Below are 26243 nucleotides of genomic sequence, written 5' to 3'. Positions count from 1 at the left end.
CCCACTTTTCGCGGGCTAGGGATCACCATTCACAGCTTGCAGATTCGATCTCGTTGAGGTCGCTCGTATAAAGATAAGCCCCTGCATTAACGCAAACAATCGAGCTAATATCGTATGAACACATGCAGGAATTAGCACAATGCAGAAATCGGGACTGCTCGAACTTAACGCTGTGGTTGCAGTGTCGACGCATCGCAGCTTCCGTCGCGCAGCAGCGGAACTGGGGATGTCGCCATCAGCACTGAGTCATGCAATCGCCGCTCTTGAGCAGCGCCTGGGCGTTAGGTTGTTCCACAGGACAACTCGCAGCGTTTCGCTTTCCGAAGCCGGTGAGCAGTTTTTGATTCGAGTCCAACCCGCCTTGCGCGAAATATCGGCAGCCATGGAAGCAGTTGGCGAGTTCCGTGATACACCGGCGGGAACACTACGTTTGAACACCTCCGAAGGTGCCGCGCAGATGGTGTTGACTCCGATAGTGCTGGAGTACTTGAACCGCTATCCAGACATGCGAGTGGACATCGTCACCGATAGAAGCCTGGTAGATATCGTTGCTGGCGGTTTCGATGCAGGCATACGTTTGGCGGAAAGCGTCCCACAGGATATGATTGCAATCCCTATTACCCCCCCACTCCGTTTTGCGGTGGTCGGAGCGCCCCAGTACTTCGAAAACCGCAAAAAACCAAAGGTTCCGGCAGACCTTATCGCGCATAACTGCATCCGCGTCCGCTTCCCCAGCGGCACTATTTATAAATGGGAGTTTGAGAAACGCGGTGACGAGCAGTCCGTAGATGTCAGCGGATCGTTAACGCTCGACAGCCACCACTTAATGATAGAGGCAGCCCTTGAAGGCGCAGGTATAGCTTGGACCAACGAGTTTGCCGCCTCCTCCCATCTAGAATCGGGGAGACTGATACGCGTATTGAAGGATTGGACGCCACCGTATCCGGGCTTGAGCCTCTACTACCCAGCCAATCGTCAAATGCCGGCGGGACTACGAGCCTTCATCAATCTCGTCCGAGAAGTCGTTAGCCCATAGCTGAGTTGTGGATTGCACGGGAACGATGCGGACACGAAGTCAGCCAACGTACAACATTTTCTCAGCGTCGGAGGATACGTGAGGCTCCTCCATAAATCCGAAGTAGAGACTGGCCCGGAAGAACCCTTCGCCATAGGCTTCTACCTCAAACCTTCGGTTAGCGGTCACCCGAGCGCTGTCTTCGGACACTACGGTGAGCAATACCACCTGCTCGTGCAGCACCTGGTTATGCAACAGGTTGTGCAAGAGTGCATGGGGAGCGGCATCGGCCCTGGCCGTCAGAAAAAACGCCGTACCTTGTACCCGATACGGGGGGTTGCTAACGAACGCTGCTGATGAACAACGGCAGAGGCAGTGCGGCCTCGTCCAACCGCTCGACGGGGATTTTCCGCCCTCGTTGCCAGTGGTCTTCGAGATGAACAGGCCAATGCCGGCGATCACTGGGAACGCACCGCCCTGGAAAATCTTCGGCGCATTGGCCGTAAAGTACAGACTGTCTACCAGCAGAAAACCGAGCAACATCGGGATGGCCAGCCAGCGCGGCGTTTTCCAGAGGAGCAGCACGACACAAGCCAAACGCAATTCATTTACCGCCTGCCTCAAAACAAAAAACAAAAAACAAAAAACATCCAATCCTTAATTGCCATTCCCGGCCTGGATTTCTGCGCCCCCGCGTACGTGGAAATCCCATGTATGACCAAGCCTGCACGGTTCCCCCTAGACTACTTAAGCCGCCCCCAAGGGTCTGGCTGATGAGTGCATCGGGCTGCGGGTGGCATTGGCCGGTGGTAAACACGCACAAGCATGGCGCACATTGTCAGGTGGTTTTTTTGGGTCTATCTTATACAAAACCTATACAAGAACATCATATATGTACAATAAAGAGCATTGGCCACTGACGCTGTACTTTGACGGTAACTGTCCGTTGTGTGCGCGCGAAATTATGATCCTGCGCCGACACGCCGCAAAGAGCCGACTGCTGTTTGTTGACATAAACAGTGCTGAGTTCCACGCCAAAGCACTTGGTTTCACGTTCGAGCAAATGCAGGCGTCGCTTCATGCCAGTTTCGCCGATGGCGGCTGGGTTAACGGCCTGGACGCCACCCTATGGAGCTGGCGTGCCGCCGGCCTGGGATTTTGGGCCACGCCGCTGACATGGCGTGCACTCCAACCGCTGCTTGCACTCGGTTATCGCCTGTTTTGCCGCTTACGTCCCCATTTGGCGTGGTTACCTCACCCGGATGGCCGCCGTCGATGTGTCGATAACCAATGCGCAGTGCCGGAATCAAAACCCGCACCCGACGAGCAACCCACTTCTAAAACAAAGCAGCCCTAGAAAGCTTCGTTTTGTCATTGGCCTGACGAAGAACCTGAGCCACAGGTGATCTCGCGAACCTCGTGTTACCTGCGTCAGATCGTGCACAGCAGAAACGCCCCTACTGCCAAGGATTGTCGTCACATGAAGCGCAGCATGGCTGCGAGGAATCTAAATGAACCCATCAATAGCCGAGCATTACCGTGAAATTCTCGTCGGCGTAGGCGAGAACCCTGAGCGTGAAGGACTGCTGGACACACCCAAGCGCGCAGCCGAAGCGATGCAATACCTGTGCAACGGCTACACGATGAGTCTGGAGGACGTGACCAACGGTGCCCTGTTCGAATCGCAAAACGATGAAATGGTCATCGTGCGCGACATCGAACTGTATTCATTGTGTGAGCATCACCTGCTGCCCTTCATCGGAAAGGCTCATGTTGCGTACATCCCCACCGGAAGGGTACTGGGCCTGTCGAAGGTCGCCCGAGTGGTCGATATGTTCGCCCGCCGCTTACAGATTCAGGAAAACCTCACAAAACAAATTGCCGACGCCATTCAGCACATCACCGATGCCGCCGGCGTGGCTGTGGTCATTGAGGCGAAGCACATGTGCATGATGATGCGGGGCGTGGAGAAGCAAAACTCGGTGATGACCTCATCAGTGATGCTGGGCGCCTTTCGCGAGTCGTCCGCTACGCGTCTCGAGTTCCTGCAACTGATAGGCCGACTCGGTTAACGCCAAAATAAACGCGTCTGTCTGCGGGAGAGGCAAAATGAACAGTTCCATCAAGATGAACTCCCTTGGCGATGGATACCGTGCCTTGGTGATCGGCGCCAGTGGAGCGCTCGGCACGGCGTTTTGTGAGTTGCTGAAGGAAGATCCACGATGCTCGGTTGTCCGTGAGCTGGGGCGCAACAGTGTTCCAGGATTGGATTTGGAAAAGCCCGACAGTATCGCCAGGGCGGCCGCCGAATTAGCTGAAGAAGCCCCGTACCAGTTGATTTTGCATGCTGCCGGTCTGCTCCATCGCGAAGACATCAAGCCTGAAAAAAGTTACTCCTCTATTGAAGCGGATGCGCTCCAGGCGATATTCCAAGTAAATACGCTCGGGCCGGCGCTGGTTTTGCGTCACTTTCTACCCTTGCTTGACCCTCACGGCGCGATGGCGGTGCTCTCCGCCAAGGTGGGCAGCATCGGCGATAACCGTTTGGGCGGCTGGTATGCCTATCGCGCCTCCAAGGCAGCGTTGAACATGCTGATTAAAACGGCTGCGATCGAACTGGCAAGAACCCGTCCTGAGACCCGCTTATTGAGCCTTCATCCCGGCACCGTCATTTCGGGCCTGTCACAACCCTTTCATGGCGCCTCTGCAGCCAGGCCGGCAAGTAATGCTGCTCATGAGTTGTTATCACTGATTGACCGTTTGACGCCTGCCGACAGCGGCCATTTTTTTGCTTATAACGGAGAACGCCTACCTTGGTAGGCAGGAGTGAACCATGAATCTGCAAGCGTTGACCGAACGGGCCGCGAATGGCGAAGTACGCGAGTTGGAGCTGCTGTCGCTGGAGGGCGGTTTTTATCTGGCGCGAGTCAGGCTGGATCACGGACAGTTCACTTTGCTGGACGATGCAGCGAAGCCTATGCACCTTCGCTCGATCAATCACCTGCGTGAGTTATTGCAGCTCGTCCCGCCATTTCCCTGCGCGCTCGTGCAGCAATGTGTCCATGACGAGATGTGCGGCTCACGTGAAGGGCCCATCGAGTCGTTGCGCATTCCTTTCTCGCTGGCGGCGCCCAGGTGAGTCACATTCCGCCGGGATCCGGTGAAATGAACAAAATTCGCCGACTCTGCCTGATCCTGGGCGACCAATTGTCCTTCGACCTGGCCTCATTGCAGGGACTGGATCCTGAGCGCGATACGGTTCTGTTAGTCGAGGTGATGGAGGAAGCCAGCCACGTACCCCATCACCCGCAAAAAATCGCCCTGATCTTCAGTGCGATGCGCCATTTTGCCGAGGCGTTGCAGCAGCGCGGTATCCGCGTGCAATACGTCACCCTCGATGATCCACACAATAGCGGCTCGGTGCCGGGCGAATTACGGCGCTGGCAGTCGCTGCTGCAACCCGATGAACTGCTCGTCACAGAGTGCGGTGACTGGCGCCTGGAGCAGTCGCTGAAAGATTGTGGCTTGGCGATCCAGTGGCATACCGATACCCGTTTTCTCTGCACCCGACTCGAGTTTGCGTCCTGGGCCGAAGGCAAAAAGCAGCTGCGCATGGAGTTCTTCTACCGTGAGATGCGACGCAAGAGTGGCCTGTTGCTCAACGGCGACGGCAGCCCGGTCGGCGGCGCCTGGAACTTTGATGCCGAAAACCGCAAGGCACTTCCCAAAGGCTTGAGAGCCCCCTCGCCCATGCGCTTTTCGGCAGATGCGATAACCCAGGACGTGCTGTCGCTGGTCGAAAAAAACTTCTCCAACCACTATGGCACCCTCGACACCTTTGATTACCCGGTAACCCACGCCGATGCCCAGGCGTTGTGGGACTACTTCCTCGATTGGGGCCTGGCAGCCTTCGGCGACTACCAAGATGCCATGGCCAATGATGAACCCTTCCTGTTTCATGCGCGGATCAGCGCTGCGCTGAATATCGGCCTCCTGGACCTGCGTCAGTTATGCAGTGATGTCGAGGCGGCGTATTGGGCGCACAGGATTCCGCTAAACGCTGCCGAAGGCTTTATCCGCCAACTCATCGGCTGGCGTGAATATGTACGGGGCGTCTACTGGCTGAAAATGCCCGATTACGCCGGTGGCAATTTGTTTGGCAACAGCCGGCAGCTTCCAGAGTTCTATTGGACAGGCGACACCAAGATGAACTGCATGGGCCATGCGATCGGCCAAAGTTTGAAACATGCCTATGCCCACCACATCCAGCGGCTGATGGTGACCGGCAACTTTGCGCTGCTGGCCGGCATCGCGCCGAGCCAGATTTGCGACTGGTACTTGGCGATCTACATGGACGCATTCGACTGGGTCGAACTGCCCAACACATTGGGCATGGTCATGCACGCGGATGGCGGTTACCTGGGCTCCAAGCCTTACTGCGCCAGTGGCCAATACATAAAGCGCATGTCTGACTACTGCCGTCACTGCGCGTACAAAGTCAGTGAAAGCACGACGGACGACGCCTGCCCTTTCAATTCGCTTTACTGGCATTTCCTCATGCGTCACGGCGACCTTTTACGCAGCAACCAGCGCATGGGCATGGTCTACAAAAACCTCGACCGAATGACTAAACCCAAGCAGCAAGCGCTCTGGGATCGCGGCCAGAAACTGCTCGCCAAACTGGATGCCGGGGAGTCGTTTTGAACAAGAGTGAACTCCCGGTCAAAACCTGTGCGGTCTGCGGATTGCCGTTCGCCTGGCGCAAGAAATGGACGCGCTGCTGGGCTGAGGTGCGCTACTGCTCGGAGCGTTGCCGGCGGCACAGACGTATTGAAAGCTGAGCTTTGATACTCGATACGAGTATTAAGCACAACACCGCTTAGCAACCTCAAATCTAGGTAGTTGAGCCCGGTGCCTTACCTGCAATGCTGGCCATCTTCTATGCTCGTTAAAGCATCTCTATGATCTTTAGTAGCGTTTGTCACGTTACAGCAGCGGAATGGGGGGAGAACTGGATTGGGATCTCCAAACTGAAATCCTTGAATTTGACGCCCAATCAATAAAAACCGGTCGAAACGGATTGCAGAGCAGTCTGAACTGGAACCCCTAGCTTTCCCCCCTCCACTCTCGTGGGCTGACGCCGGTTTTTCGACGAAACGCCCGAGCCAGTGCTGATGAGCTTTCATAGCCCACTTCCTCGGCAATCAGCGCTATGGGCTTGCCTTCACGTAAAAGTTTCTGCGCCAGACTTATCCGCCAGCTCACCAAATAATCGCCCGGTGACTGTCCAACAATTCGTTTGAAGTGATCAGCAAAGCTGGCCCGTGACATATTGGCCGCTGCCGAAAGCTCGGCCAAACTCCAGGCATTGGCGGGCGCAGCGTGCATAAGGTTTAGAGAACGCGCCAGACGCGTATCAGCCAGTCCAGCCATCATCCCAGGCTGCTGATTACGACTGGCCAGAATGTGGCGAAGCAGCAGAATCACCAAAAGCTCGAACAGCCGATCCATTACCGCTTCACGACCGCAGGTACCTTCAAATGCCTCGTCGAACAACCATTGCAGCGTGCTCGCCAGGGTCGGTATCTCTTCTAGCTTCAGCACCAAGTAATCCGGCAATGCCGTAGCGAGTGCATTACCCGCGCCCCCATTGAACTCTACCGACGCACAGACCAACTGCGCGCCGGATCCTTCTTTGGCGGATAAACGATGGCGGTACGGCCGGGGAAAAAAGATAAGGGTAGGTTGGTTGATGTGCAGCTCTCGCTCATCGGCCAGCTTGAGGTGAACCTCACCGGCTTGCAGCAGGTGCATATGCCCAGCTGTTTGGCTGCCATCAAAAGCCGTGATCCCGCAAAAAGCACCGCTGTGAAAGGTGCCGGCGTTGACACCGAAATGTGTCAGCAATGTGGACAAACGATCCATGGTCGATCTCCCTCACTGATTTAGACGATCAGTTGCCTATCTTGGATTTTTAGAACCCAATAAGCCAGATAAATCTTTAATATCGACTCCGTACAGCGCACATCGCGCTTCAATTATCGGAGTATCACCATGACTCGCATTGCCCCGCTTAACCTGGAAAACGCTACTGACGCCACCCGTCCAATGCTGGAAGGCGTTCAAAAGAAAATCGGCTTCCTGCCCAACGTATTCCGCGTACTGGCCCTCGCGCCTGCTGTGCTGACCAACTACATGCAAAGCTCGGCTGCCCTGAGCAAAACGTCCCTCAGCGATCTGGAGAAGGAATCGATTTTCCTCGCCACCTCCCAAGCTAACGGCTGCGACTACTGCCTGGCTGCACACACCCTGTTCGCCAGTAAAGCGGGTTACAAAAATACTGAAATACTTAGCGCCCGTGAAGGGAAGCTCGACGCCTTCGCACGGCTCGCAAAACAAATCACTGAAAGCCGTGGCCATCTGACCAACGAACAGATCGCCGAAGCACGCGCCGCCGGTATTACCGACGCCAAGATCATCGAGGTGATTGCGCACGTGGCTTCGCAGACGCTGACCAACTACCTCAACAACGTCGCATTGACCTATATCGACTTCCCGGCCATCGATGTCTGAGTAGGCGCCAAAAACAGAGAACCAACCATGAAAACTGTGACTCTGTACACCACGCAAACATGCCCTTACTGCCGCAACGCGAAACTCTTGCTGGCCAGTAAGGGCGTGAGGATGAAAGAGATCGACATTCAGGCCCACCCTGGTAAGCGTGAAGAAATGGTCAAACGTAGTGGGCGCCGCACCGTGCCGCAGATCTTTATCGACGACACGTACATCGGCGGCTTCGACGACCTGTCCAAGCTAGATCGTAAAGGCGGGTTGATGTCGTTGTTATCCTGAGATCAGGTATTTGTTTTGATGAGTTACGTAGACTGGCGGTAATCCTTGCTAGGGCTGCCGCCAAATTCTCTACAATGCCCCCTTGTCTATACCCATAGTCGGCAGGCCGATAGCGATTTTGCTTCACCGCTCACACGATATGAGCATCTGTGCCAGCGTTAGGGTTGGCGCAGGGGAAGCTAAAATTGATACAGGTATAGCCTTTCTTAGCGGGGTGCATATGGAGCCTCACACACATATCTAGCGACAATACGCAGCCTCTGTGCGGGATCGAAAAATCGATACCGTTCTTGGGCTTTTTTGGCGTTATGGTGCCGCTGCGGCTCTTGCGACCTACATGAAGGCATTTAGGACGGGGAAATAAACCATGAGCAACGTTACTGAAACCGCTCCACCTGCACACTGTCCCTCTGAACGCTTTTCCGGTGCCATCGCGCTTCGGCAGGATCTGCATGCCTGCGCGGATCTTCTTCATAACAGGCTTGACGTGAACTTCTATGACGACCTGGCGCTGGTCGTGGGCCTATCCACAAAAAAGCTATTCTCCTTGCTCGACGTTTCTCCCGCGGTTCAACGTCGCTGGAAAAAGGCGCAGCAGCTGTCCATTAGCGAGAGCGATTATGCTTTTCGCCGGGCGCTAGTCATACAGGACGCCCTAAGGTTGTTCGAGGGCAATAGCCAAGCAACGGTGGCTGACCCAGCCGAACATCGCGCTGGGCAGAGTAACGCCGGCAAGCCTGTTCTCTACATTCGTAGGGATGAGCACCGTTGAGTCACTGATATGGAAAATTGAGAACGGCGTGTACCAATGACAGATTCACACGCGTCAAACGCCGACTCACTGGGCAATTGCGGCCTTGCCCGCCTATTTGCATTTAGCGTGACCAGTACCAGTCATGTACATCAGATTTGACCATTAACATAAGTGGACGCCCTCCGCCCAAAACAATCACTCGCGAAGGACGGCTTTCGATTGCTGCCTGTCGCCTCCGCCATCGTTGGGTCGAGGGTGGTGTGAGCTATTCACGCCTTTTATCGCAGGCAAACACGTATCGAGATCATGGCGGGATAACTGTAAGTGTCCGGCGAACACTCGTCCCAACATCGAGTTTGATCGTTTTGCTGCAAGAAATCGTAGGAAGCGATGCATAAGTAAACCGGAGACTTTTGACTTCCTCGGGTTCACACACTGCTGTAGTACCAACAGAAGCGGTGGCTTTCAAATACTACGACTGACGACCAAGAAGCGAATGCGTGCGACGCTGATGGCTATTCTGGATAAGCTGAAACATCGACGTCATGAGACCATCCAGGGGCAATGGCTTACTCGGGTGGTCACGGAATATTTCAATTACCACGCGGTTCCGGGGAACCTTATACGCCTTGGTAGTTTTCGTCTGACGGTATGCCGTCTATTGCGGCAAGCTTTCAAACGTAGCAGCCAGCGTAATCGGCTTCAATGTTCACGCTAAGGACGCCTTGCTGAGCTCTACATACGCAGACCGAGAAACGCATGCTTACCCTGAGGATCGCTTTGCGTCAAACACCAGAGGCAGGAGCCGTATGCGGTAGCTCCGCACGTACGGGCTTGTGCGGGGGGGTAGCAGTTAACTGCCATCCCTACCGCGACTGTACATCCGTGAAGAAGCCTGCTTTTACATAGCGGGCGTATTTGATGAATGCCTCCACCTCCGGCAGGCTACCAGCCTCTACAACCAGTAACGTACCGTTCATGGTCGTTGAATAACAGCTCGACAACCTATCCCCCAACCGCACCGAAATTGTTTCGAACAGTGCCGAGTTATGACTGGCTGGCGGTGTTGATCCGCGGAAGTGGGGCGAGAAAGTAAATCACTCGTAAGTTTAGCTTAGCAGTGAAGCTATACGATTCGGTCTAGCGCTGATGTGACCCAAACTTTAAAGTCTGTCCAGTCTTACTTAAATCGGATCAGACAACATGTCAGCACGCCCTGTCTCCACCAATCTCGCGCTTGTGCAAGCTACCCACACCGTTGGTAACTCGGGCGTTCGTCTTCTGCCCTCATGGCTTTCAAATCTGGTCTTGCCAAAGGCTAAGTTTCACGTGCGCTCAATGAGTAAATGTTCACAAGTTCACTTTGCTAGTGATATTCGCTGCCGTGCTGTCCTTGCAGCCTACTGCACTACGACTCAAAACTAACGATCGCCACGTTACAGCCGCAACAGCAGTCTACTAAGTGAATAATGCAAGATAATGCCATGGTCACCCTGACCCTGAAAAAAACCATCAACAAAGCAGTGGAGTTTATTATGTCTAACACCATCAAACTGTACCATCACCCATTGTCTGGTCACTCTCATCGTGTCGAGCTAATACTGTCCTTGCTGGGTTTATCAACTGAGTTAGTATTCGTTGATATGCTCAATGGTGCGCATAAGCACCCCGATTTTCTGAAGATGAACTCGTTTGGCCAGGTTCCAGTCATTGACGATGGCGGTGTCGTGCTATCTGACTCGAATGCAATTCTCGTGTACCTCACCACCAAATACGGTAAGGGTCGCTTTCTACCATCCGATGCAGCAGATCGAGCACGCGTTCAACGCTGGTTATCGGTGGCTGCTGGCCAGATGAACAATGGGCCGGCTACCGCACGACAGATCACTTTACGTGGGGCAAACCGCGACGCCGAAGACGCCATTGCGCGCTCCCATGCGTTACTGAAAGTTATGGAGCATGACCTTGATGGCCAGATGTACCTTGTGGGTGACCAGCCGACCATCGCTGATGTAGCAGGTTATACCTATATTGCTCATGCCCCAGAGGGCAATGTTTCGCTGGTTGATTATCTGAACGTACGTTCTTGGCTGGCCCGTATCGAAGCGCTCCCGGGATTCGTGCCGATGCAGCGCACCCTTATCGGCTTGCAAACCGCTTGAGTCGTCGAGTCCAAGAATCTGCTAAAGGTTCCCCTTCCTCACCATTAAAAACTCGTAGTGTACGAGGTGGTTATGAATGCGGGAACCAACACCCAAAATATCAAAACCGGCAGAAATGACGCATTCAATATTTTACTATAAGCGGCCAGTTCATTGACGGGAAACTAATATTCCGTTTTTGGCTCGATTGCTCTAACACACCAAAGTCACATATTTTAGTTGGTTATAATCCGACCATATGAAATCTAAAAACTTCACACTCAAAATTTTGAGTAACAGCAATAACCGCAGGCAAGAAATAAAAATGCTATATAACTCGCACAGAAATATGAAGGCCAAGCCCGCAAAAGATGCCTAGTCAATTTCGACAATCGATATGGGATTGTTTATGACACTACTGAGCGAAATACCTAAAGCACCCTGTCGCCTTCCATACCAAGGTACTATTGCTTATCTATAACGGAGCCAGCATGTCAAGACAAACAACATTGGATACGGATACAGTCATCAATGACGGCGATGGATTGCCTAATAGTGCACGCCGCCTAGCCATATTTTCCATTGCAATCGAAACTGCCGCTAGCAAACTCTCTTCGCTTCATCCCAACGGGAGTTTTCAAGATAGTTGTAGTGTCAATCGTCCAACTATGCAGCTGCTTCTTGGCCTGCTGATGTCCATACGAGCTCAGCAGCCCAAAATGCAAACAGGGAGTCAAGACGATTGCAACTTCGCAGTTGCCCCCAAAAAGCACCGTAAGCGCTCCATAAATCTATGGTCACCCCCGTTTTTTGCAATACTGATTAGCGGGTGAAGTGGTTGGCTTGCTTAAGGAAACTCTGAAAAAGACTTCCAGATTTGGTGAAATACGCACCTCGCACAAACTGAACGGTTGAGCCCCGATGAAACAGATGTCCTTTGCCGATGCCGAGTATGCCGGCAAACGTAAGCAGACCCGCCGCGAGCGCTTTCTGATCGAGATGGATCAGGCGGTGCCCTGGAAGGGCCTGATTGCCTTGATCGAGCCGCATTATCCGAAAGGCGAAGGTGGCCGTCCGGCGTATCCGTTGATGGCGATGTTGCGGGTTCATCTGATGCAAAACTGGTTCGGTTACAGCGATCCTGCGATGGAAGAAGCGCTCTACAAAACCACGATTCTGCGCCAGTTTTCGGGGCTGCACCTGGATCGGATTCCCGATGAAACCACGATCCTCAACTTCCGGCGCTTGTTGGAGAAGCATGAGTTGGCGGGCGGGATCTTGCAGGTCATCAACGGCTATCTGGGTGACCGTGGCTTGATGCTGCGCCAAGGTACGGTAGTCGATGCGACGATCATTCATGCGCCGAGCTCGACCAAGAATAAAGACGGTAAGCGCGATCCTGAAATGCATCAAACCAAGAAAGGAAACCAATACTTTTTTGGAATAAAATCGCACATTGGCGTCGATGCTGAGTCCGTTGGTGCATAGCTTGGTGGGCACTGCGGTGAATGTGGCGGACGTGACGCAGGTCGCTCAGTTGCTGCACGGCGAGGAAGCTTATGTGTGCGGTGATGCGGGTTACACCGGAGTGGACAAGCGCCCGGAGCATCAGGAACGCACCATGATCTGGTCAATTGCCGCGCGGCCCAGCAGCTATAAGAAGCATGGAAAAAGAGCTTGATCGGCGCATGCGACGCAAGATCGAATACGCCAAAGCGCAGGTGCGGGCCAAGGTTGAACATCCGTTTCGCGTGATCAAGCGTCAGTTTGGTTATACGAAAGTGCGCTTTCGCTGTTTGGCGAAAAACATCGCTCAGCAAACGACCTTGTTCGCGTTGTCAAATCTATGGATGGTGCGAAAGCGGTTGTTGAATGCGGGAGAGGTGCGTCTGTAATGCGGGCTGATCGCCCTGAAACAGCACGATCAGAGGAAAGAGCCGTGAATTAAAGACAGGATGGGTCTGTTTTTCGGCCGACTTGGAATTTTTTGAACCTCAAGCAGCGAGGGCATCAAAAATCGGTGGGTATTTCAGACCTTCCCTAAGACATGCAAACCTGAAAAATGGGGACAACGAGAGGGGATATTTCACAGGGTTTTGTAGCCGTCTGTATAAGAACCCCGGACGGATACGTAAAAGCCGATTTCGCCGCATTCAAGCACACATCACCGATACACCCGAGCGTTTAACTGTGATCACCGGATAGCAGCAGCTACCGACCCACTCAAACTAAACGCACGGAGAATCACCCATGTTCAACTTCTCGAAAGTCTCGTCCCTGGCACTCGGTCTGGCACTGGTTGGTGGTCTCGGCCTGTCGAGCCTGGCGTCGGCCCACACCGGCAATGCTGCGTCCCCTGGCCAGGTTCAACAACTGCTGGTGGAAGGCGGCTCCGATCGTCTGATCGAGAATCGCGTGGCCGAAGGCGGTGCCGACCGTCTGCAAGAACTGCGCGAACGTGTGGCATCGGTCAGCCCGAGCAATGCGGTACGCGGCGGTGTGGTTGTCGCGGAAAACCGTGCCGAATTCGGCTCGAAATATCAGCGGTATTGATTACCCGGGCTTTTTGCTGAGCTCGCCGATCCCCATGCACGACACCCATAAGTCCTGAGATCTGACGCAATAGCCCGACAATTCCTCGGGATATTTTCAGCACGCCCGTACTAAGATTTGCGATTCATTTCATCAAGGACGATTCATGAAGCGCATTGCCAGTTGCCTGTTGTCTTTCTTGACCTTTACGGCGGTCGCGGCCGATCTGAACATGCTCACCGACAACCACCCGCCCCTGCATTTTCAGCAAGGTAATCAACTGGTGGGGTTTGGCGTGGACGTGGTGCAGGCACTGGCCGAACGCGCCGGCGACCAGGTGCACTTGCAACAAGTCCCTTTGCTGCGCGCCTTGCATGAACCGCGATGGGCGTCTGGAACAACTCAAGCAGCGCTGGCTCAGCGACAACATACCCCGCTGACAATCGATCAACGCTCTCGATAGCAACTATGCGTCAGGGTGTTTTTTCATCGCGACGCTCGAGCACTACAGTGGGCCCATCTTCTCCCCACGCTCTGGAGCATCATCATGAAAAGCATCATCGGTCTTGGTTTCGCCCTTTCGGTTCTTGGCGCTACCTCCGCCATCGCCGCCCCTCACACCACCTCGCCAGTCGTTGCTGCCGCCAAAGTCAGCCAACCGGCCACACTGAACGTGAACACCGTCAGTGTTGATCACAAAGACAGTCAGGCGAGCAAACTCTACGTCGCTGAAAACCGCCCTGAGTTCGGTTCGAAGTATCAGCGTTATTGACCAACGGCTTTGCGCCGCTTTAAACAACAAACCCCGGTTAGATCCGATCTATCCGGGGTTTGTTGTTTCTGAAGGTTTAGCCCGCCAACCGCGCCGCCAAGGCCTTGGCCTGGCTCGCGACGTCGGTCACTGCGGTGCTTTCCCACCACATGCCGCGCAACGGTGGGCCCATGGCGAACAGACGGCTGGCGATGTGTTCATCGGCGCCCAGCACCGCGCCATCGACTGCCGCTGCAATCCCCAACGCCAACGGACCCGGCCGGACAAGTCCGCGGGCCAGCAGTTGCTGTGGCAGCGGTCGAGCCACTCGCCGCCAGTCGTATTCGATGCCGCTGGAATTGATCAATGCCGCGCCGCTCACAACGCTGGTTTCTGCCTCACCCCGACGCCGAATGCGGATGCTCACTTGCCCCCCTACCGTCGGCTCCAACCCTTTGAACGACGCCGCCTGAATCCGCAACCGCCCTTCCTTGTGCAACCGCGCCACCAGCTCGGCACTCAACGGCGGCGAGCGATGGTGATGGCTTTCCCACCAGGGCCGCACATGCCGCACGAACTGCCGCCGCTGCACGTCCGTCGCCTGATTCCACAACCGGCCAATGTGCGCCCGTACTGTGTCAAGCGGCGCCTGCCAGTCGATGCCTTGAGCGATGGCGTCCCGGCAATGCCGACGCAGTTCGCGCACCAGCTGTCGCGGCGTGCGAATGCCAGGGTCATCGGCGAGAAAATCCACCCAGACCGGCGGTTGTCGACGCACGTGCGGCAGCAAGCCGTGACGGGAAAACACCTCGATCGGCCCACGATGCCCGGCCTGTTCCAGCGACACCACGGCATCGACCATGGTCAAGCCCGAACCGATGATCAGTACCGTCGACTGAGGGTCTAACCGGCGCATGACGGCAACATCCCACGGATCGAGCGCCGCGGCGTTCAAGCCGCTGGTCTCGGTCTGTGGCGTGCGCGCAGCGGGAAACATTCCCGTGGCCAGCACCGCGTAAGCCCCTTGCAAACGTTGCCCGTCACTCAAGCTCAGCAACACCGAATCGGCCCGGGTTTGCAGATCAACCACCTCGCCCCGCACATGCTCGACCGTTGAGCCGTTGACCGCCCCCGCCGCTTGCGCTTCGGCCAGGCGCTGCTGCACGTACACCCCGAACAGTCCTCGCGGCGGAAACAATTCGCTGACCGACACATGCTGCTCATCCGACTCCGGCCAGCCACCGGCTTCGATGTGTTCAGTCAGCCATTGGGTCAGGTCGTCGGCGTTGTCCGGGTCGACGCTCATGCGCGCCGCATTGCCGTTGAGCGTATGGCCCAATTCGACCGCGCTGTACGCCTCGCCCCGTCCCAACTCGGCGCGGGGTTCGATCACCAGCACCTGACGTTTGCCCGGCAGGCGCAGCAACTGCGCCGCCAGCATTGCGCCGCTGAGGCCGCCGCCAACAATCAGGATGTCCGCGTGGCGAATGGCGTCGGTGGCCCGTCCGCTTTGGGTTTCAGTCATGGCGTTCTCACTGATCAATGTTTCATCTCGAAAATCTCCTGGACGATAATAGGCGCCAAACCCATGGAAGGTTCATCAAGCAGTACCAAAGTAGGTCGCGTCAGCAATTGGCCATGACGTTTGTGCCGCAAGGCCGGTTGCAAGGATCTGACCTGCGCCCAGTGGCGCAATTGCTCCAAAGCCTTGGGCAGATCGACCCGCCACTGGGCGGTGTCCGCGACTGGCGGACGTTTGAGTTCGTGCACGCTTATTGGCTTACCTCTGATCCTGATCGTTTCCTCGCGCGTGGGAACGATCAAAACCGTCAAACCTGCCGCGTTCAAGGATTTTCGCCAGATCGGTCCAGTACTTCAGATCCTCGTATTGCCACGCGCGATCCCGCGGATGCGCCCACAAACCCGGGCCATCAAACAGCACTCCGAACGCTTGGGGGATGGATGCCGTTGAGGCGGAAATTGCCGATGAGGTGGAGTTTCCAGCGCAGCGGGTCATGCAGTGATCCGGGCAACACGGTGCGTTGGCCGGTGAGTTCGAATTCAGCGTTGCTGACAACATTTAGCGCGTCGGCGCTGGCCAGGTGCGACTCGGGGATGGCGACGCTGATTTCTGTGTCGTCATCCACGCTGTTCAGAAAGTTTTCAGCGCGTTCGAGCAGCGCGGCGGCGACTTCAATACGGATGTGCAAATCGCCGAAACGGCTGATAACGAAAGGATCATCCGTGGCTTGGGCCTGCTGGCGGACGAAACGCAACGTCGCATCAAGCAAGCTGCGAGCGTTGTGCAGGTCGTGCTGACTTTTGGCCAGGGGCTGCCCGGCAACAATCGGTTGGGTCAAAGCGTTCATGGTGGGCTCCTCAGTTCCAGGCGTGGCGCGCAGGCTTCACGCCGTTGAGCAGGTAGTTGCCGATCAGGTGGTATTTCCAGCGTGCCGGATCGTGCAGGGTGTGCGTCCGGGCGTTGCGCCAGTGGCGGTCGAGGTTGTATTTGCCGAGCACAGAGCGAGTACCGGCCAGTTCGAAGAGTTTGCTGCTGGCAAGCAAGGCGATCTCGGCGGACAGCACTTTGGCCTGGGCGACCACCACCGAAGCGCGGGCCACCGTTTCTTCGTTGGGGTTGAGCAAGGCGTGGTCGATTGCGCGTCCGGCCTTTTTAAGGATCGCTTCGGTGCCGTGGACTCGCCATTCGAGGTCGCCAATCGCAGCGATGCTGAACGGGTCCTGCCAGCCGTGATCCTGCCCGCTGTCGATCCATGGCCGGGCTTCGCGGGCGTAGCGTTTGGTTTCTTCCAGGGCGCCGACGGCAATCCCGGTATCCACGGCCGCCTGAATGATTTGTGAAATCGGGCCGTCGGCCGTGGGTTCGTCGAAGGCCTTGTGGGCCGGGATCACAGCACTGAGCGAGACCTTCACCGCATTCAGGGTGACGCCACCGCTGGCCGTGGTGCGCTGACCGAAACCATCCCAGCTGTCGATAACAGTCAAGCCGGGAGTGTCGCGCTCGATGAAGGCGATGAAGGCCTTGTTCTCTTCATCGACCGCCACCGCTGGCACGATGTGCGCGAACAGGGCGCCGGTGCAGTAGAACTTCTCGCCGTCGATCTGCGCGTTGTCTTTATCAAAACGGATACGGGTTTCGAAGTCCCCGGCGTTTTTGCTTTTGGATTCGGAGAAGGCGTTGCCGAAACGGTAGCCCTGCATGACTTTGCCGAAGTAGTAACGCTTCTGCTCTTCGGTAGCGGTTTGCAGCAGGATGTCGAGCACGCCGAGGTGGTTTTGCGGGATCTGACCGAGGGACGAGTCGGCAGCGGAAATGATCTTGATCACCTCAGCGACGGTCACGTAGGAAACGCCAGCGCCGCCGTATTCCTTGGGAACGGTGATGCCCCAGAGGCCGCTGGCGGAAAACTCGTCGAGCTCGGCGACTGGCAGGCGTCGCTCGCGGTCGCGCACGCTGGCTTCGATGGCAAAGCGTGCGGCGAGCTTGTGAGCGACGGCAATCGCCTCGGCGTCCGAGCGGATCACATGGGCGGTGCGAGGGGGTTGGGCTGAGGCTGTCATGGGCCGACTCCGGGATCTGGTGAGTGCACCAGAGCTTTTGCAGGAGTCGTGCCTGAAATTAAATTAGTTAATTTTCAATAGGTTAAATAATTATCCAAGAAAGACTCGCAGCTTTAAAACAGCAAAGTGTCTATCCAGTGTTGATCCGCAAACAGTTAGATCACCACATTTCGCACAAACCGAGCCGCCACCGGCCCATCGTTGCGATAGGCGTGGGGCTGATTGCTGGCAAACATATAGAACTCGCCGGCAACAATTTCCTGTGGTGTGTCGCCCAGCATCAGCGTCAGGCAGCCTTCGAACACATAGATTTGCTCACTCCAGCCTTCGGCATCCGGTTGCGACGGGTAAATTTCCCCCGGTTGCAGACACCATTCCCACTGTTCCACCTCACGAGTGGCGGTGGCTTTGGACAATAAAACGGCTTTGCTGCCAGGAATCGTCCCGGCCCAGGCCACTTCGTTGATGCGGCTCGGGTCGCGTGCGTCCGGGGCCTGGATCAGGTCGCTGAACGCTACGTCCAACGCTTCGGCCACGCGGTCGAGGGTGGTCAGGCTGACGTTCTTTTCGCCAGCCTCAATGGCCACCAGCATCCGGCGGCTGACTCCGGATTTTTCCGCCAGAGTCGCCTGGCTCATGTCGGCGGCGTGGCGCAAGCGTCGAACGTTCAGGCTGACGTGCTGGAGGACCGAAGCCCGCTGGGTAGAATCTTTGTGCACTATATTGCTCACTTGATGGGGTTGGGCAGTATACTGCGCAACATTCGGCGCATTGTGCGTCCCCCTCAGGTAGCGCGCAAGGTCATGACGTCGGTGAATACCCCTCACACTTCCTCCCGTTTCTCGCGGTTCAGCAAGGCCGAGTGCGTGCTGGTGCTGATCACCATGGTCTGGGGCGGCACCTTCTTGCTGGTGCAACATGCGATGACCGTCAGCGGGCCGATGTTTTTCGTCGGTCTGCGCTTTGCCGCGGCGGCGATCATTGTTGCGCTGTTTTCCTGGCGTCATCTGCGGGAGCTGACGCTGTTCGAACTCAAGGCCGGGGCCTTTATCGGTGTGGCGATCATGCTTGGTTATGGCTTGCAGACCGTGGGTTTGCAGAGTATTCCCAGCAGTCAGTCGGCGTTTATTACCGCGTTGTACGTGCCCTTCGTGCCGTTGCTGCAATGGCTGGTACTGGGGCGGCGTCCGGGGTTGATGCCGAGCATCGGGATCATGTTGGCGTTTACCGGGTTGATGTTGCTGTCGGGTCCGGCCGGCGCTTCGTTCAATTTCAGCCCGGGTGAAATCGCCACGTTGATCAGCGCTGTGGCGATTGCGGCGGAGATCATTCTGATCAGCACGTATGCCGGCCAGGTCGATGTGCGACGAGTGACGGTGGTGCAATTGGCGGTCACCTCGGTGCTGGCGTTTTTGATGGTGGTGCCGACTCAGGAAAGAATTCCGGACTTCTCCTGGCTGCTGTTATGCAGCGCGTTGGGCTTGGGCGCGGCCAGTGCGGCGATTCAAGTGGCGATGAACTGGGCGCAGAAGAGTGTTTCGCCGACCCGGGCAACGCTGATTTATGCCGGTGAGCCGGTGTGGGCCGGGATTGTCGGGCGGATCGCGGGGGAGCGGTTGCCGGCGATTGCGTTGGTGGGCGCGGGGTTGATTGTGGCGGCGGTGATTGTCAGTGAGTTGAAGACCAAGGGTAAGGCTGCTGCGACTGAGGAAGAGTTGGAGCGGGAAATTCAAGGTTAAGCCGTGAAATTTTCGGCGCTTGATAAATAGCTATCGCGAGCAAGCTCGCTCCCACACTGGACCTTGTGGGAGCGAGCTTGCTCGCGATGGCGTCAGACCGGTCAAACACAGTTCTTCGAAACAATGTGAATCAGGTTTTTTCCGTCTACCTTGTAGGATTCTGCGACAGCTTGGCGTTTGGTGATCCGAGAGCTGGCACGTATGATGCTTCACAAACTTCCGCAGATTAGAAGCCTATGTCCCTGATAGTTCTACTGCTTCTGCCTTTTATCGGCAGCTGTCTGGCAGCCTTGCTGCCGCACAACGCGCGTAATACCGAATCTTTGTTGGCGGGTCTGGTTGCCTTGATAGGCACCGTTCAGGTCGCCCTGCTGTACCCGCAAATCGCCGATGGCGGCGTGATCCGCGAAGAATTTTTCTGGTTGCCCAGCCTGGGCCTGAACTTCGTCCTGCGCATGGACGGGTTCGCGTGGCTGTTCTCGATGCTGGTGCTGGGCATCGGCACGCTGGTTTCGTTGTACGCCCGCTATTACATGTCGCCGGACGATCCGGTGCCGCGGTTCTTCGCGTTTTTCCTGGCGTTCATGGGCGCCATGCTCGGGCTGGTGATCTCCGGCAACCTGATCCAGATCGTGTTTTTCTGGGAGCTGACCAGCCTCTTTTCCTTCCTGTTGATCGGCTACTGGCACCACCGCGCCGATGCGCGACGTGGTGCTTATATGGCGCTGATGGTCACCGGCGCAGGCGGTTTGTGTCTGCTGGCGGGGGTCATGCTGCTCGGCCATGTGGTCGGCAGCTATGACCTGGACAAGGTCCTGGCCGCTGGCGATCTGATTCGCGCACACGCTCTCTACCCTATTCTGCTTCCTCTGATCCTGATCGGCGCCCTGAGCAAAAGCGCGCAATTCCCCTTCCACTTCTGGCTGCCCCACGCGATGGCGGCGCCAACACCGGTTTCGGCCTATCTGCACTCGGCGACCATGGTCAAGGCCGGGGTGTTTCTCCTTGCACGGCTTTGGCCGTCGCTGTCCGGCAGTGAAGAATGGTTCTACATCGTCAGCGGCGCCGGTGCCTGCACCCTGTTGCTCGGCGCGTACTGCGCGATGTTCCAGAACGACCTCAAGGGACTGCTGGCCTACTCGACCATCAGCCACCTCGGCCTGATCACCCTGCTGCTGGGCCTGAACAGTCCGCTGGCCGCTGTGGCCGCGGTGTTTCACATTCTCAACCACGCCACGTTCAAGGCTTCGCTGTTCATGGCCGCCGGGATCATCGACCACGAAAGCGGCACCCGCGACATCCGCAAGCTCAGCGGCCTGATCAAGCTGATCCCGTTCACCGCCACCCTGGCCATGGTCGCCAGCGCTTCCATGGCCGGTGTGCCGCTGCTCAACGGCTTCCTTTCCAAAGAGATGTTCTTCGCCGAAACCGTGTTCATCAATGCCACGGCCTGGATCGAGATGACGCTGCCCATCGTCGCGACGGTCGCGGGTACCTTCAGCGTCGCCTACTCGCTGCGCTTTACCGTCGACGTGTTCTTCGGCCCGACCGCCACCGACCTGCCGCACACCCCGCACGAGCCGCCACGCTGGATGCGCGCGCCGGTGGAGTTTTTGGTATTCGCCTGCCTGGTCGTGGGGATTTTCCCGGCGCAGGTGGTTGGCCCGTTGCTGGCCGCTGCTGCCCTGCCAGTGGTCGGCGGCACCTTGCCTGAATACAGCCTGGCGATCTGGCACGGCTGGAACGCGCCGATGATCATGAGCCTGATCGCCATGTCCTGCGGCATCGTGCTTTATCTGCTGTTGCGCAATCAGCTCAAACACGGGCGTTTCAAGTACCCGCCGATCATCGGCCGGTTCAACGGCAAGCGCCTGTTCGAACGCAGCCTGGTGATCATGATGCGCCTGGCCCGTCGTTTCGAGCGGCGAATTAGCACCAAGCGCCTGCAAACCCAATTGTTCCTGGTGGTGCTCGCGGCCGTGTTGGCCGGGTTGATCCCGATGCTCCACAGCAGCCTGAGCTGGGGCGACCGACCGAAGATTCCGGGTTCGATTGTGTTCGTGACCCTCTGGCTGCTGGCGATTGCCTGTGCCCTCGGCGCGGCGTGGCAGGCCAAGTACCACCGGCTCGCGGCCCTGACCATGGTCAGCGTCTGCGGCCTGATGACCTGCATCACCTTCGTCTGGTTCTCGGCACCGGACCTGGCGCTGACGCAATTGGCCGTGGAAGTGGTGACTACAGTGTTGATCCTCCTCGGTCTGCGCTGGCTACCTCGACGGATCGAAGAGGTGTCGCCGCTGCCGAGCAGCCTGCGCAAGGCGCGCATCCGCCGTATCCGCGACTTGCTGCTGTCGACCGTGGTCGGTGGCGGCATGGCGTTGCTGGCCTACGCAATGCTGACGCGCCAGACCCCGAACGACATTTCTTCGTTCTACCTCAGCCGTGCCCTGCCCGAGGGCGGCGGCAGCAACGTAGTCAACGTGATGCTGGTGGACTTCCGCGGCTTCGACACCCTCGGTGAAATTACCGTTCTGGTGGCGGTGGCATTGACCGTGTTCGCCCTGCTCCGACGCTTCCGACCTCCGAAAGAAAGCCTGCAGTTGCCGGCCCAGCAGCGTCTGCTGGCACCGGACGTGGTCACTGACCTGGTCAACCCGCGCCACGCCAGCGACACCGCGCTCGGCTTCATGATGGTGCCGGCGGTGCTGGTGCGCCTGCTGCTACCGATCGCATTTATCGTGTCGGTCTACCTGTTCATGCGTGGCCACAATCAACCGGGCGGCGGTTTTGTCGCAGGTCTGGTGATGTCCGTAGCGTTCATCCTGCAATACATGGTCGCCGGCACGCAGTGGGTCGAGGCTCAAATGAGCCTGCGACCGCTGCGCTGGATGGGCACCGGCCTGCTGTTTGCCACGGTCACCGGGCTCGGGGCGATGGCGGTCGGTTATCCGTTCCTGACCACCCACACCTGGCATTTCGAACTGCCGGTGTTCGGCGACATTCACATCGCCAGTGCGCTGTTTTTCGACATTGGCGTGTACGCCGTGGTGGTCGGTTCGACCCTGTTGATCCTCACCGCGCTCGCCCACCAATCGGTACGGGGTCACAAGACCGCTGCCCTGCCCAGATCCGTCGCCACGCAAGGAACCGTCTGATGGAAGAAGTCATCGCAATCGCCATCGGCGTGCTGGCCGCGTCCGGGGTCTGGCTGATCCTGCGGCCACGGACGTTTCAGGTGGTGATGGGCCTGTGCCTGCTGTCCTACGGCGTCAATCTGTTCATCTTCAGCATGGGCAGCCTGTTTATCGGCAAGGAGCCGATCATCAAGGACGGCGTGCCGCAGGACCTGCTGCACTACACCGACCCGCTGCCGCAAGCGCTGGTGCTGACCGCCATCGTGATCAGCTTCGCCATGACCGCGTTGTTTCTGGTGGTGCTGCTGGCTTCCCGGGGCCTGACCGGTACCGACCATGTGGATGGCCGGGAGCCTAAAGAATGAATCTGATGCCGCACCTGATCGCTGCACCGATTCTGCTGCCGCTGCTGACCGCCGCCGTCATGCTGATGCTGGGGGAAAAACACCGTCCACTGAAGGCCAAGATCAACCTGTTTTCCAGCCTGGTGGGGTTGGGCATTGCCGTACTGTTACTGCAATGGACTCAGGAGACGGGCGTCCCCGGCTCCATCGGCGTGTACTTGCCAGGCAACTGGCAGGTGCCGTTCGGTCTCGTGCTGGTGGTCGATCGACTGTCGGCGCTGATGCTGGTGCTGACCGGGATCATCGGCGTCAGCGCCCTGCTGTTCGCCATGGCCCGCTGGGACGGCGCCGGTTCGAGCTTCCACGCGCTGTTCCAGATTCAAATGATGGGCCTGTACGGTGCGTTCCTGACGGCGGACCTGTTCAACCTGTTTGTGTTTTTTGAAGTGCTGCTCGCGGCCTCCTACGGCCTGATGCTCCACGGTTCGGGTCGGGCGCGGGTGTCGTCGGGGCTGCATTACATCTCGATCAACCTGCTGGCCTCGTCACTGTTTTTGATCGGCGCGGCGCTGATCTACGGTGTCACCGGCACCCTGAACATGGCCGACCTGGCGCTGAAAATTCCGCTGGTGCCGGAAGCCGATCGTGGCCTGCTGCATGCCGGCGCGGGGATTCTGGCCGTGGCGTTCCTGGCCAAGGCCGGGATGTGGCCGCTGAACTTCTGGCTGGTGCCGGCCTATTCCGCAGCGAGCGCGCCGGTGGCGGCGATGTTCGCGATCATGACCAAGGTCGGCGTCTATACCTTGTTGCGTTTGTGGACCCTGCTGTTCTCCGGTCAGGCCGGTGCCTCGGCGTATTTTGGCGGCGACTGGCTGATCTACGGCGGTATGGCGACCATCGTCTGCGCTGCGGTGGCGATCCTGGCCGCACAACGACTGGAGCGCCTGGCCAGCCTGAGCATTCTGGTGTCGGCCGGGATTCTGCTGTCGGCCATCGGTTTCGCCCAGCCCAACCTGATCGGCGCGGCCCTGTTCTATCTGGTCAGCTCGACCCTGGCGTTGAGCGCGTTGTTCCTGTTGGCCGAGTTGATCGAGCGCTCGCGCTCGGCCAATGAAATGCCGTTGTTCGATGACGGCGATCTGCCGCGACCGATGGAATCCTTGCAGCCGCCCAAAGGCATCAACCTCGATGACGAACAGAAAGCCGTGGTCGGCCAGGTGATTCCCTGGACCAAGGCGTTCCTCGGGTTGAGCTTCATTGCCTGCTCCCTGCTGATCATCGGCATGCCGCCGCTCTCGGGATTCATTGGCAAATTCGGCTTGCTCAGCGCCCTGCTCAATCCGTTGGGCCTGGGCAATGGCAGCGATTTGCCGGTTTCCAATGCCGCGTGGGGCTTGCTGGCGTTGCTGATCCTGTCCGGGCTGGCGTCGTTGATCGCATTCTCGCGTTTGGGCATCCAGCGGTTCTGGACACCCGAGGAGCGGCCGTCGCCGTTGCTGCGACGTTTCGAATGCGTGCCAATCATTGCGCTGCTGGGCTTGAGCATTACGCTGACCTTCAAGGCTGAACCGCTGCTGCGCTACACCCAGGCGGCCGCCCAAGCTTTGAACAACCCGCAGCAATACGTGATGGCGGTACTCGGCACCCGTGCGGTTCCGAGCCCGGAAGCCAAAGCTGCGATCGCGGAGGCCAAACCATGAAGCGACTGTTTCCTGCTCCCTGGTTGTCGCTGGCACTGTGGTTGTTGTGGCTGGTGCTGAACCTGTCGATGAGTCCCGGCAATCTGCTGCTGGGCGCGGTGCTGGGGTTTTGCGCGCCGTTGATGATGCGCAGGCTGCGGCCACTGCCGATCCGCATTCGTCGGCCGGGTGTGATTGTGGGTTTGTTCTTTCTTGTCGGTCGCGATGTGGTGGTGTCCAACTTCTCCGTGGCCTGGGGCGTGCTCAACGCCGGTCGCCGTCCACCGCGTTCGCGCTTCATCAAGGTGCCGCTCGACTTGCGTGACGCCAATGGCCTGGCCGCATTGTCGATGATCTGCACGGTGATTCCCGGCACCGTGTGGTCGGAACTGGCACTGGACCGCAGCATCCTGTTGCTGCACGTCTTCGATCTGGATGACGACGCGCTGTTCATCCAGCACTTCAAGGCGACCTACGAGCGCCCCTTGATGGAGATCTTCGAATGAGCGCCTTGCTGTCGAACGCGATCCTGCTGAGCCTGTTCATCTTTTCCCTGGCGATGATTCTGACGCTGATCCGGCTGTTCAAGGGGCCGTCGGCCCAGGACCGGGTTCTGGCGCTGGATTACCTGTACATCATCGCGATGCTGATGATGCTGGCGCTGGGCATTCGTTATGCCAGTGACACTTACTTCGAGGCAGCGCTGCTGATTGCGCTGTTCGGTTTCGTCGGCTCGTTTGCCCTGGCGAAATTCCTGCTGCGTGGCGAGGTGATCGAATGAGCGCTGAACTGTCTCTATGGGTTGAAATTCCGGTGGCGATTCTGCTGGTGCTCAGCAGCCTGTTTGCGCTGATAGGCGCGATTGGTCTGGTGCGAATGAAAGATTACTTCCAGCGCATGCACCCGCCGGCGCTGGCGTCGACCTTGGGCGCCTGGTGCGTGGCACTGGCCTCGATCATTTATTTTTCGGCACTCAAGTCCGGGCCGGTGCTGCATGCCTGGCTGATTCCGATTCTGTTGTCGCTGACGGTGCCGGTGACCACGCTGTTGCTGGCGCGGGCGGCGCTGTTTCGCAAGCGCATGGCGGGGGATGATGTGCCGGCTGAGGTGAGTAGTCGGCGCACGGAGAGCGGGCGTTAGACGCTAAAAGATCTTGCATTACCTCAGATCAAATCCAGGCGACGGCCAACAACCCCGCCCCCAGCACCACGCACAACGGCGAATAAGCCCAGGTGTCGAGCCGGGCAAACTTCGAATCCTTCACCTGCTTGAAGAACCCCATCAGATGCGAATCGCCGATCGCCCTAGCGAACATCAGCATCGCAATCGCGCTGATCACCCATTGCAGCGACCAGTGATGCACCGTCGGCAGATACAGGCCCACTCGCAAGCACACCAGCATCGCAATCAGCAGCAACCCGACCGCCACCAGCAACGTGGCAAAGCCTGAAGGCTTGAAGGCCAGCCTGGATTCCGCGCCACCCTCTGCGGATATTCGCGGGACCGCCGCCTCGCTACCCAACTTGCCACCTGCCGCCCAGAACAGGTGGATCAGGCTGATCAACAGGAAGATGGCAGCCATCCATTGCGCGATCAATAGGCTCATGTTCGGACTTCCAGCGTGAAATGTCGCAGCAGGATGAACTTCATTGAACTATTTTGTAAGGGTATTCGTCAGTAATGGCGGGTAGCCATCAGTGATGATCGATGACTTTGCACC

Annotated in this window: 27 protein-coding genes and 5 pseudogenes; 22 read left to right on the top strand and 10 right to left on the bottom strand. The window is 57.5% G+C overall.

Features of this window, described 5'->3' with window-relative positions:
* Positions 1-139 precede the first annotated feature (139 nt).
* Positions 140-1036, top strand: a complete 897-nt coding sequence (locus MO767_RS00540) for a LysR family transcriptional regulator (RefSeq protein WP_282478941.1) — start codon at positions 140-142, stop codon at positions 1034-1036.
* A 39-nt stretch (positions 1037-1075) separates the two neighbouring features.
* Here the strand turns inward: MO767_RS00540 and MO767_RS00535 are convergent, their stop codons facing one another.
* Positions 1076-1669: a KUP/HAK/KT family potassium transporter gene (locus MO767_RS00535; protein WP_282478940.1), complete on the bottom strand. Its 594-nt coding sequence runs from the start codon at positions 1667-1669 to the stop codon at positions 1076-1078.
* 238 nt (positions 1670-1907) lie between these two features.
* Between MO767_RS00535 and MO767_RS00530 the strand changes: the two genes are divergently transcribed.
* From MO767_RS00530 to MO767_RS00505, 6 genes are all read left to right on the top strand, one after another.
* Entirely contained in the window at positions 1908-2372 is a 465-nt protein-coding gene (locus tag MO767_RS00530; protein WP_282478939.1) for a DUF393 domain-containing protein, read from the top strand.
* A gap of 154 nt (positions 2373-2526) precedes the next feature.
* A complete protein-coding gene (gene folE, locus MO767_RS00525; RefSeq protein ID WP_282478938.1) occupies positions 2527-3087 on the top strand; it encodes a GTP cyclohydrolase I FolE in 561 nt (186 codons plus the stop codon).
* Between the two features lie 37 nt (positions 3088-3124).
* Entirely contained in the window at positions 3125-3835 is a 711-nt protein-coding gene (locus MO767_RS00520) for an SDR family NAD(P)-dependent oxidoreductase (protein WP_282478937.1), read from the top strand.
* Positions 3836-3848: 13 nt separating this feature from the next.
* Positions 3849-4154 carry a DUF6482 family protein gene (locus MO767_RS00515; RefSeq protein WP_282478936.1) on the top strand — a complete coding sequence of 102 codons (306 nt, stop codon included), beginning with the start codon at positions 3849-3851 and terminating at the stop codon, positions 4152-4154.
* Positions 4155-4180: 26 nt separating this feature from the next.
* Positions 4181-5719, top strand: a complete 1539-nt coding sequence (locus MO767_RS00510; RefSeq protein WP_282478935.1) for a cryptochrome/photolyase family protein — start codon at positions 4181-4183, stop codon at positions 5717-5719.
* A complete protein-coding gene (locus tag MO767_RS00505; protein WP_282478934.1) occupies positions 5716-5856 on the top strand; it encodes a DUF2256 domain-containing protein in 141 nt (46 codons plus the stop codon). The genes MO767_RS00510 and MO767_RS00505 overlap by 4 nt, the downstream gene beginning before the upstream one ends.
* A 265-nt stretch (positions 5857-6121) precedes the next feature.
* On the opposite strand, the gene MO767_RS00500 is transcribed toward MO767_RS00505, so the two are convergent.
* Positions 6122-6940, bottom strand: a complete 819-nt coding sequence (locus MO767_RS00500) for an AraC family transcriptional regulator (protein ID WP_282478933.1) — start codon at positions 6938-6940, stop codon at positions 6122-6124.
* Positions 6941-7069: 129 nt separating this feature from the next.
* On the opposite strand from MO767_RS00500, the gene MO767_RS00495 reads away from it, so the two are divergent.
* The 8 genes and pseudogenes from MO767_RS00495 (at position 7070) to MO767_RS00460 (ending at position 14066) form a co-directional block, all read left to right on the top strand.
* On the top strand, positions 7070-7588 hold the full coding sequence (locus tag MO767_RS00495; RefSeq protein WP_282478932.1) for a carboxymuconolactone decarboxylase family protein: 519 nt from the start codon (positions 7070-7072) through the stop codon (positions 7586-7588).
* Positions 7589-7615: 27 nt separating this feature from the next.
* A complete protein-coding gene (grxC, locus tag MO767_RS00490; protein WP_282478931.1) occupies positions 7616-7867 on the top strand; it encodes a glutaredoxin 3 in 252 nt (83 codons plus the stop codon).
* Between the two features lie 367 nt (positions 7868-8234).
* The gene (locus MO767_RS00485; protein ID WP_282478930.1) at positions 8235-8639 is read left to right on the top strand and encodes a hypothetical protein; all 405 of its coding nucleotides are present in this window, start codon (positions 8235-8237) and stop codon (positions 8637-8639) included.
* 1517 nt (positions 8640-10156) lie between these two features.
* Positions 10157-10783: a glutathione S-transferase gene (locus MO767_RS00480; protein ID WP_282479338.1), complete on the top strand. Its 627-nt coding sequence runs from the start codon at positions 10157-10159 to the stop codon at positions 10781-10783.
* A gap of 900 nt (positions 10784-11683) precedes the next feature.
* Positions 11684-12657: pseudogene (locus tag MO767_RS00475) on the top strand (IS5 family transposase).
* 355 nt (positions 12658-13012) lie between these two features.
* Positions 13013-13315: a phage infection protein gene (locus MO767_RS00470; protein WP_282478929.1), complete on the top strand. Its 303-nt coding sequence runs from the start codon at positions 13013-13015 to the stop codon at positions 13313-13315.
* A gap of 145 nt (positions 13316-13460) precedes the next feature.
* Positions 13461-13667, top strand: a pseudogene (locus MO767_RS00465) (transporter substrate-binding domain-containing protein); the annotation flags it as partial.
* A 174-nt stretch (positions 13668-13841) separates the two neighbouring features.
* Positions 13842-14066 carry a hypothetical protein gene (locus MO767_RS00460; protein WP_282478927.1) on the top strand — a complete coding sequence of 75 codons (225 nt, stop codon included), beginning with the start codon at positions 13842-13844 and terminating at the stop codon, positions 14064-14066.
* 76 nt (positions 14067-14142) lie between these two features.
* On the opposite strand, the gene MO767_RS00455 is transcribed toward MO767_RS00460, so the two are convergent.
* The 7 genes and pseudogenes from MO767_RS00455 to MO767_RS00425 all read right to left on the bottom strand — a co-directional run bounded on the left by MO767_RS00455 (position 14143) and on the right by MO767_RS00425 (position 18346).
* The gene (locus MO767_RS00455; RefSeq protein WP_282478926.1) at positions 14143-15570 is read right to left on the bottom strand and encodes an FAD/NAD(P)-binding protein; all 1428 of its coding nucleotides are present in this window, start codon (positions 15568-15570) and stop codon (positions 14143-14145) included.
* A gap of 23 nt (positions 15571-15593) precedes the next feature.
* A pseudogene (locus MO767_RS00450) lies at positions 15594-15677 on the bottom strand (ABC transporter ATP-binding protein); the annotation flags it as partial.
* Positions 15678-15821, bottom strand: a pseudogene (locus MO767_RS00445) (acyl-CoA synthetase); the annotation flags it as partial.
* 49 nt (positions 15822-15870) lie between these two features.
* Positions 15871-16026: pseudogene (locus MO767_RS00440) on the bottom strand (hypothetical protein); the annotation flags it as partial.
* Entirely contained in the window at positions 15977-16414 is a 438-nt protein-coding gene (locus MO767_RS00435; RefSeq protein WP_282478925.1) for an acyl-CoA dehydrogenase, read from the bottom strand. The gene MO767_RS00435 and the pseudogene MO767_RS00440, both read right to left, overlap by 50 nt.
* 10 nt (positions 16415-16424) lie before the next feature.
* Positions 16425-17627: an SfnB family sulfur acquisition oxidoreductase gene (locus tag MO767_RS00430; RefSeq protein ID WP_282478924.1), complete on the bottom strand. Its 1203-nt coding sequence runs from the start codon at positions 17625-17627 to the stop codon at positions 16425-16427.
* A 155-nt stretch (positions 17628-17782) separates the two neighbouring features.
* Positions 17783-18346, bottom strand: coding sequence for an XRE family transcriptional regulator (locus MO767_RS00425; RefSeq protein WP_282478923.1), 564 nt, complete (start codon positions 18344-18346; stop codon positions 17783-17785).
* A gap of 15 nt (positions 18347-18361) precedes the next feature.
* On the opposite strand from MO767_RS00425, the gene MO767_RS00420 reads away from it, so the two are divergent.
* The 7 genes from MO767_RS00420 to MO767_RS00390 all read left to right on the top strand — a co-directional run bounded on the left by MO767_RS00420 (position 18362) and on the right by MO767_RS00390 (position 25663).
* Complete coding sequence (locus MO767_RS00420) at positions 18362-19366, top strand: DMT family transporter (protein ID WP_282479337.1); 1005 nt, start codon at positions 18362-18364, stop codon at positions 19364-19366.
* A gap of 236 nt (positions 19367-19602) precedes the next feature.
* Positions 19603-22521, top strand: coding sequence for a monovalent cation/H+ antiporter subunit A (locus tag MO767_RS00415; RefSeq protein WP_282478922.1), 2919 nt, complete (start codon positions 19603-19605; stop codon positions 22519-22521).
* Entirely contained in the window at positions 22521-22865 is a 345-nt protein-coding gene (locus MO767_RS00410) for a Na+/H+ antiporter subunit C (RefSeq protein ID WP_007986256.1), read from the top strand. Before MO767_RS00415 ends, MO767_RS00410 begins: the two co-directional genes overlap by 1 nt.
* Positions 22862-24544, top strand: coding sequence for a monovalent cation/H+ antiporter subunit D (locus MO767_RS00405; RefSeq protein ID WP_282478921.1), 1683 nt, complete (start codon positions 22862-22864; stop codon positions 24542-24544). The genes MO767_RS00410 and MO767_RS00405 overlap by 4 nt, the downstream gene beginning before the upstream one ends.
* Positions 24541-25029, top strand: coding sequence for a Na+/H+ antiporter subunit E (locus MO767_RS00400; RefSeq protein WP_282478920.1), 489 nt, complete (start codon positions 24541-24543; stop codon positions 25027-25029). The genes MO767_RS00405 and MO767_RS00400 overlap by 4 nt, the downstream gene beginning before the upstream one ends.
* Positions 25026-25304, top strand: coding sequence for a K+/H+ antiporter subunit F (locus MO767_RS00395; RefSeq protein WP_008151692.1), 279 nt, complete (start codon positions 25026-25028; stop codon positions 25302-25304). The genes MO767_RS00400 and MO767_RS00395 overlap by 4 nt, the downstream gene beginning before the upstream one ends.
* Positions 25301-25663 carry a Na+/H+ antiporter subunit G gene (locus MO767_RS00390; RefSeq protein ID WP_282478919.1) on the top strand — a complete coding sequence of 121 codons (363 nt, stop codon included), beginning with the start codon at positions 25301-25303 and terminating at the stop codon, positions 25661-25663. Before MO767_RS00395 ends, MO767_RS00390 begins: the two co-directional genes overlap by 4 nt.
* A gap of 28 nt (positions 25664-25691) precedes the next feature.
* On the opposite strand, the gene MO767_RS00385 is transcribed toward MO767_RS00390, so the two are convergent.
* The gene (locus tag MO767_RS00385) at positions 25692-26129 is read right to left on the bottom strand and encodes a DUF3995 domain-containing protein (RefSeq protein WP_282478918.1); all 438 of its coding nucleotides are present in this window, start codon (positions 26127-26129) and stop codon (positions 25692-25694) included.
* Positions 26130-26243 lie beyond the last annotated feature (114 nt).

Origin of the sequence: Pseudomonas sp. UYIF39 (genome assembly GCF_029963765.1) — a bacterium.
Lineage (GTDB): Bacteria > Pseudomonadota > Gammaproteobacteria > Pseudomonadales > Pseudomonadaceae > Aquipseudomonas.
The sequence above is the reverse complement of the archived record's forward strand: the minus strand, read 5'-3'. Positions and strand labels throughout refer to the sequence as shown.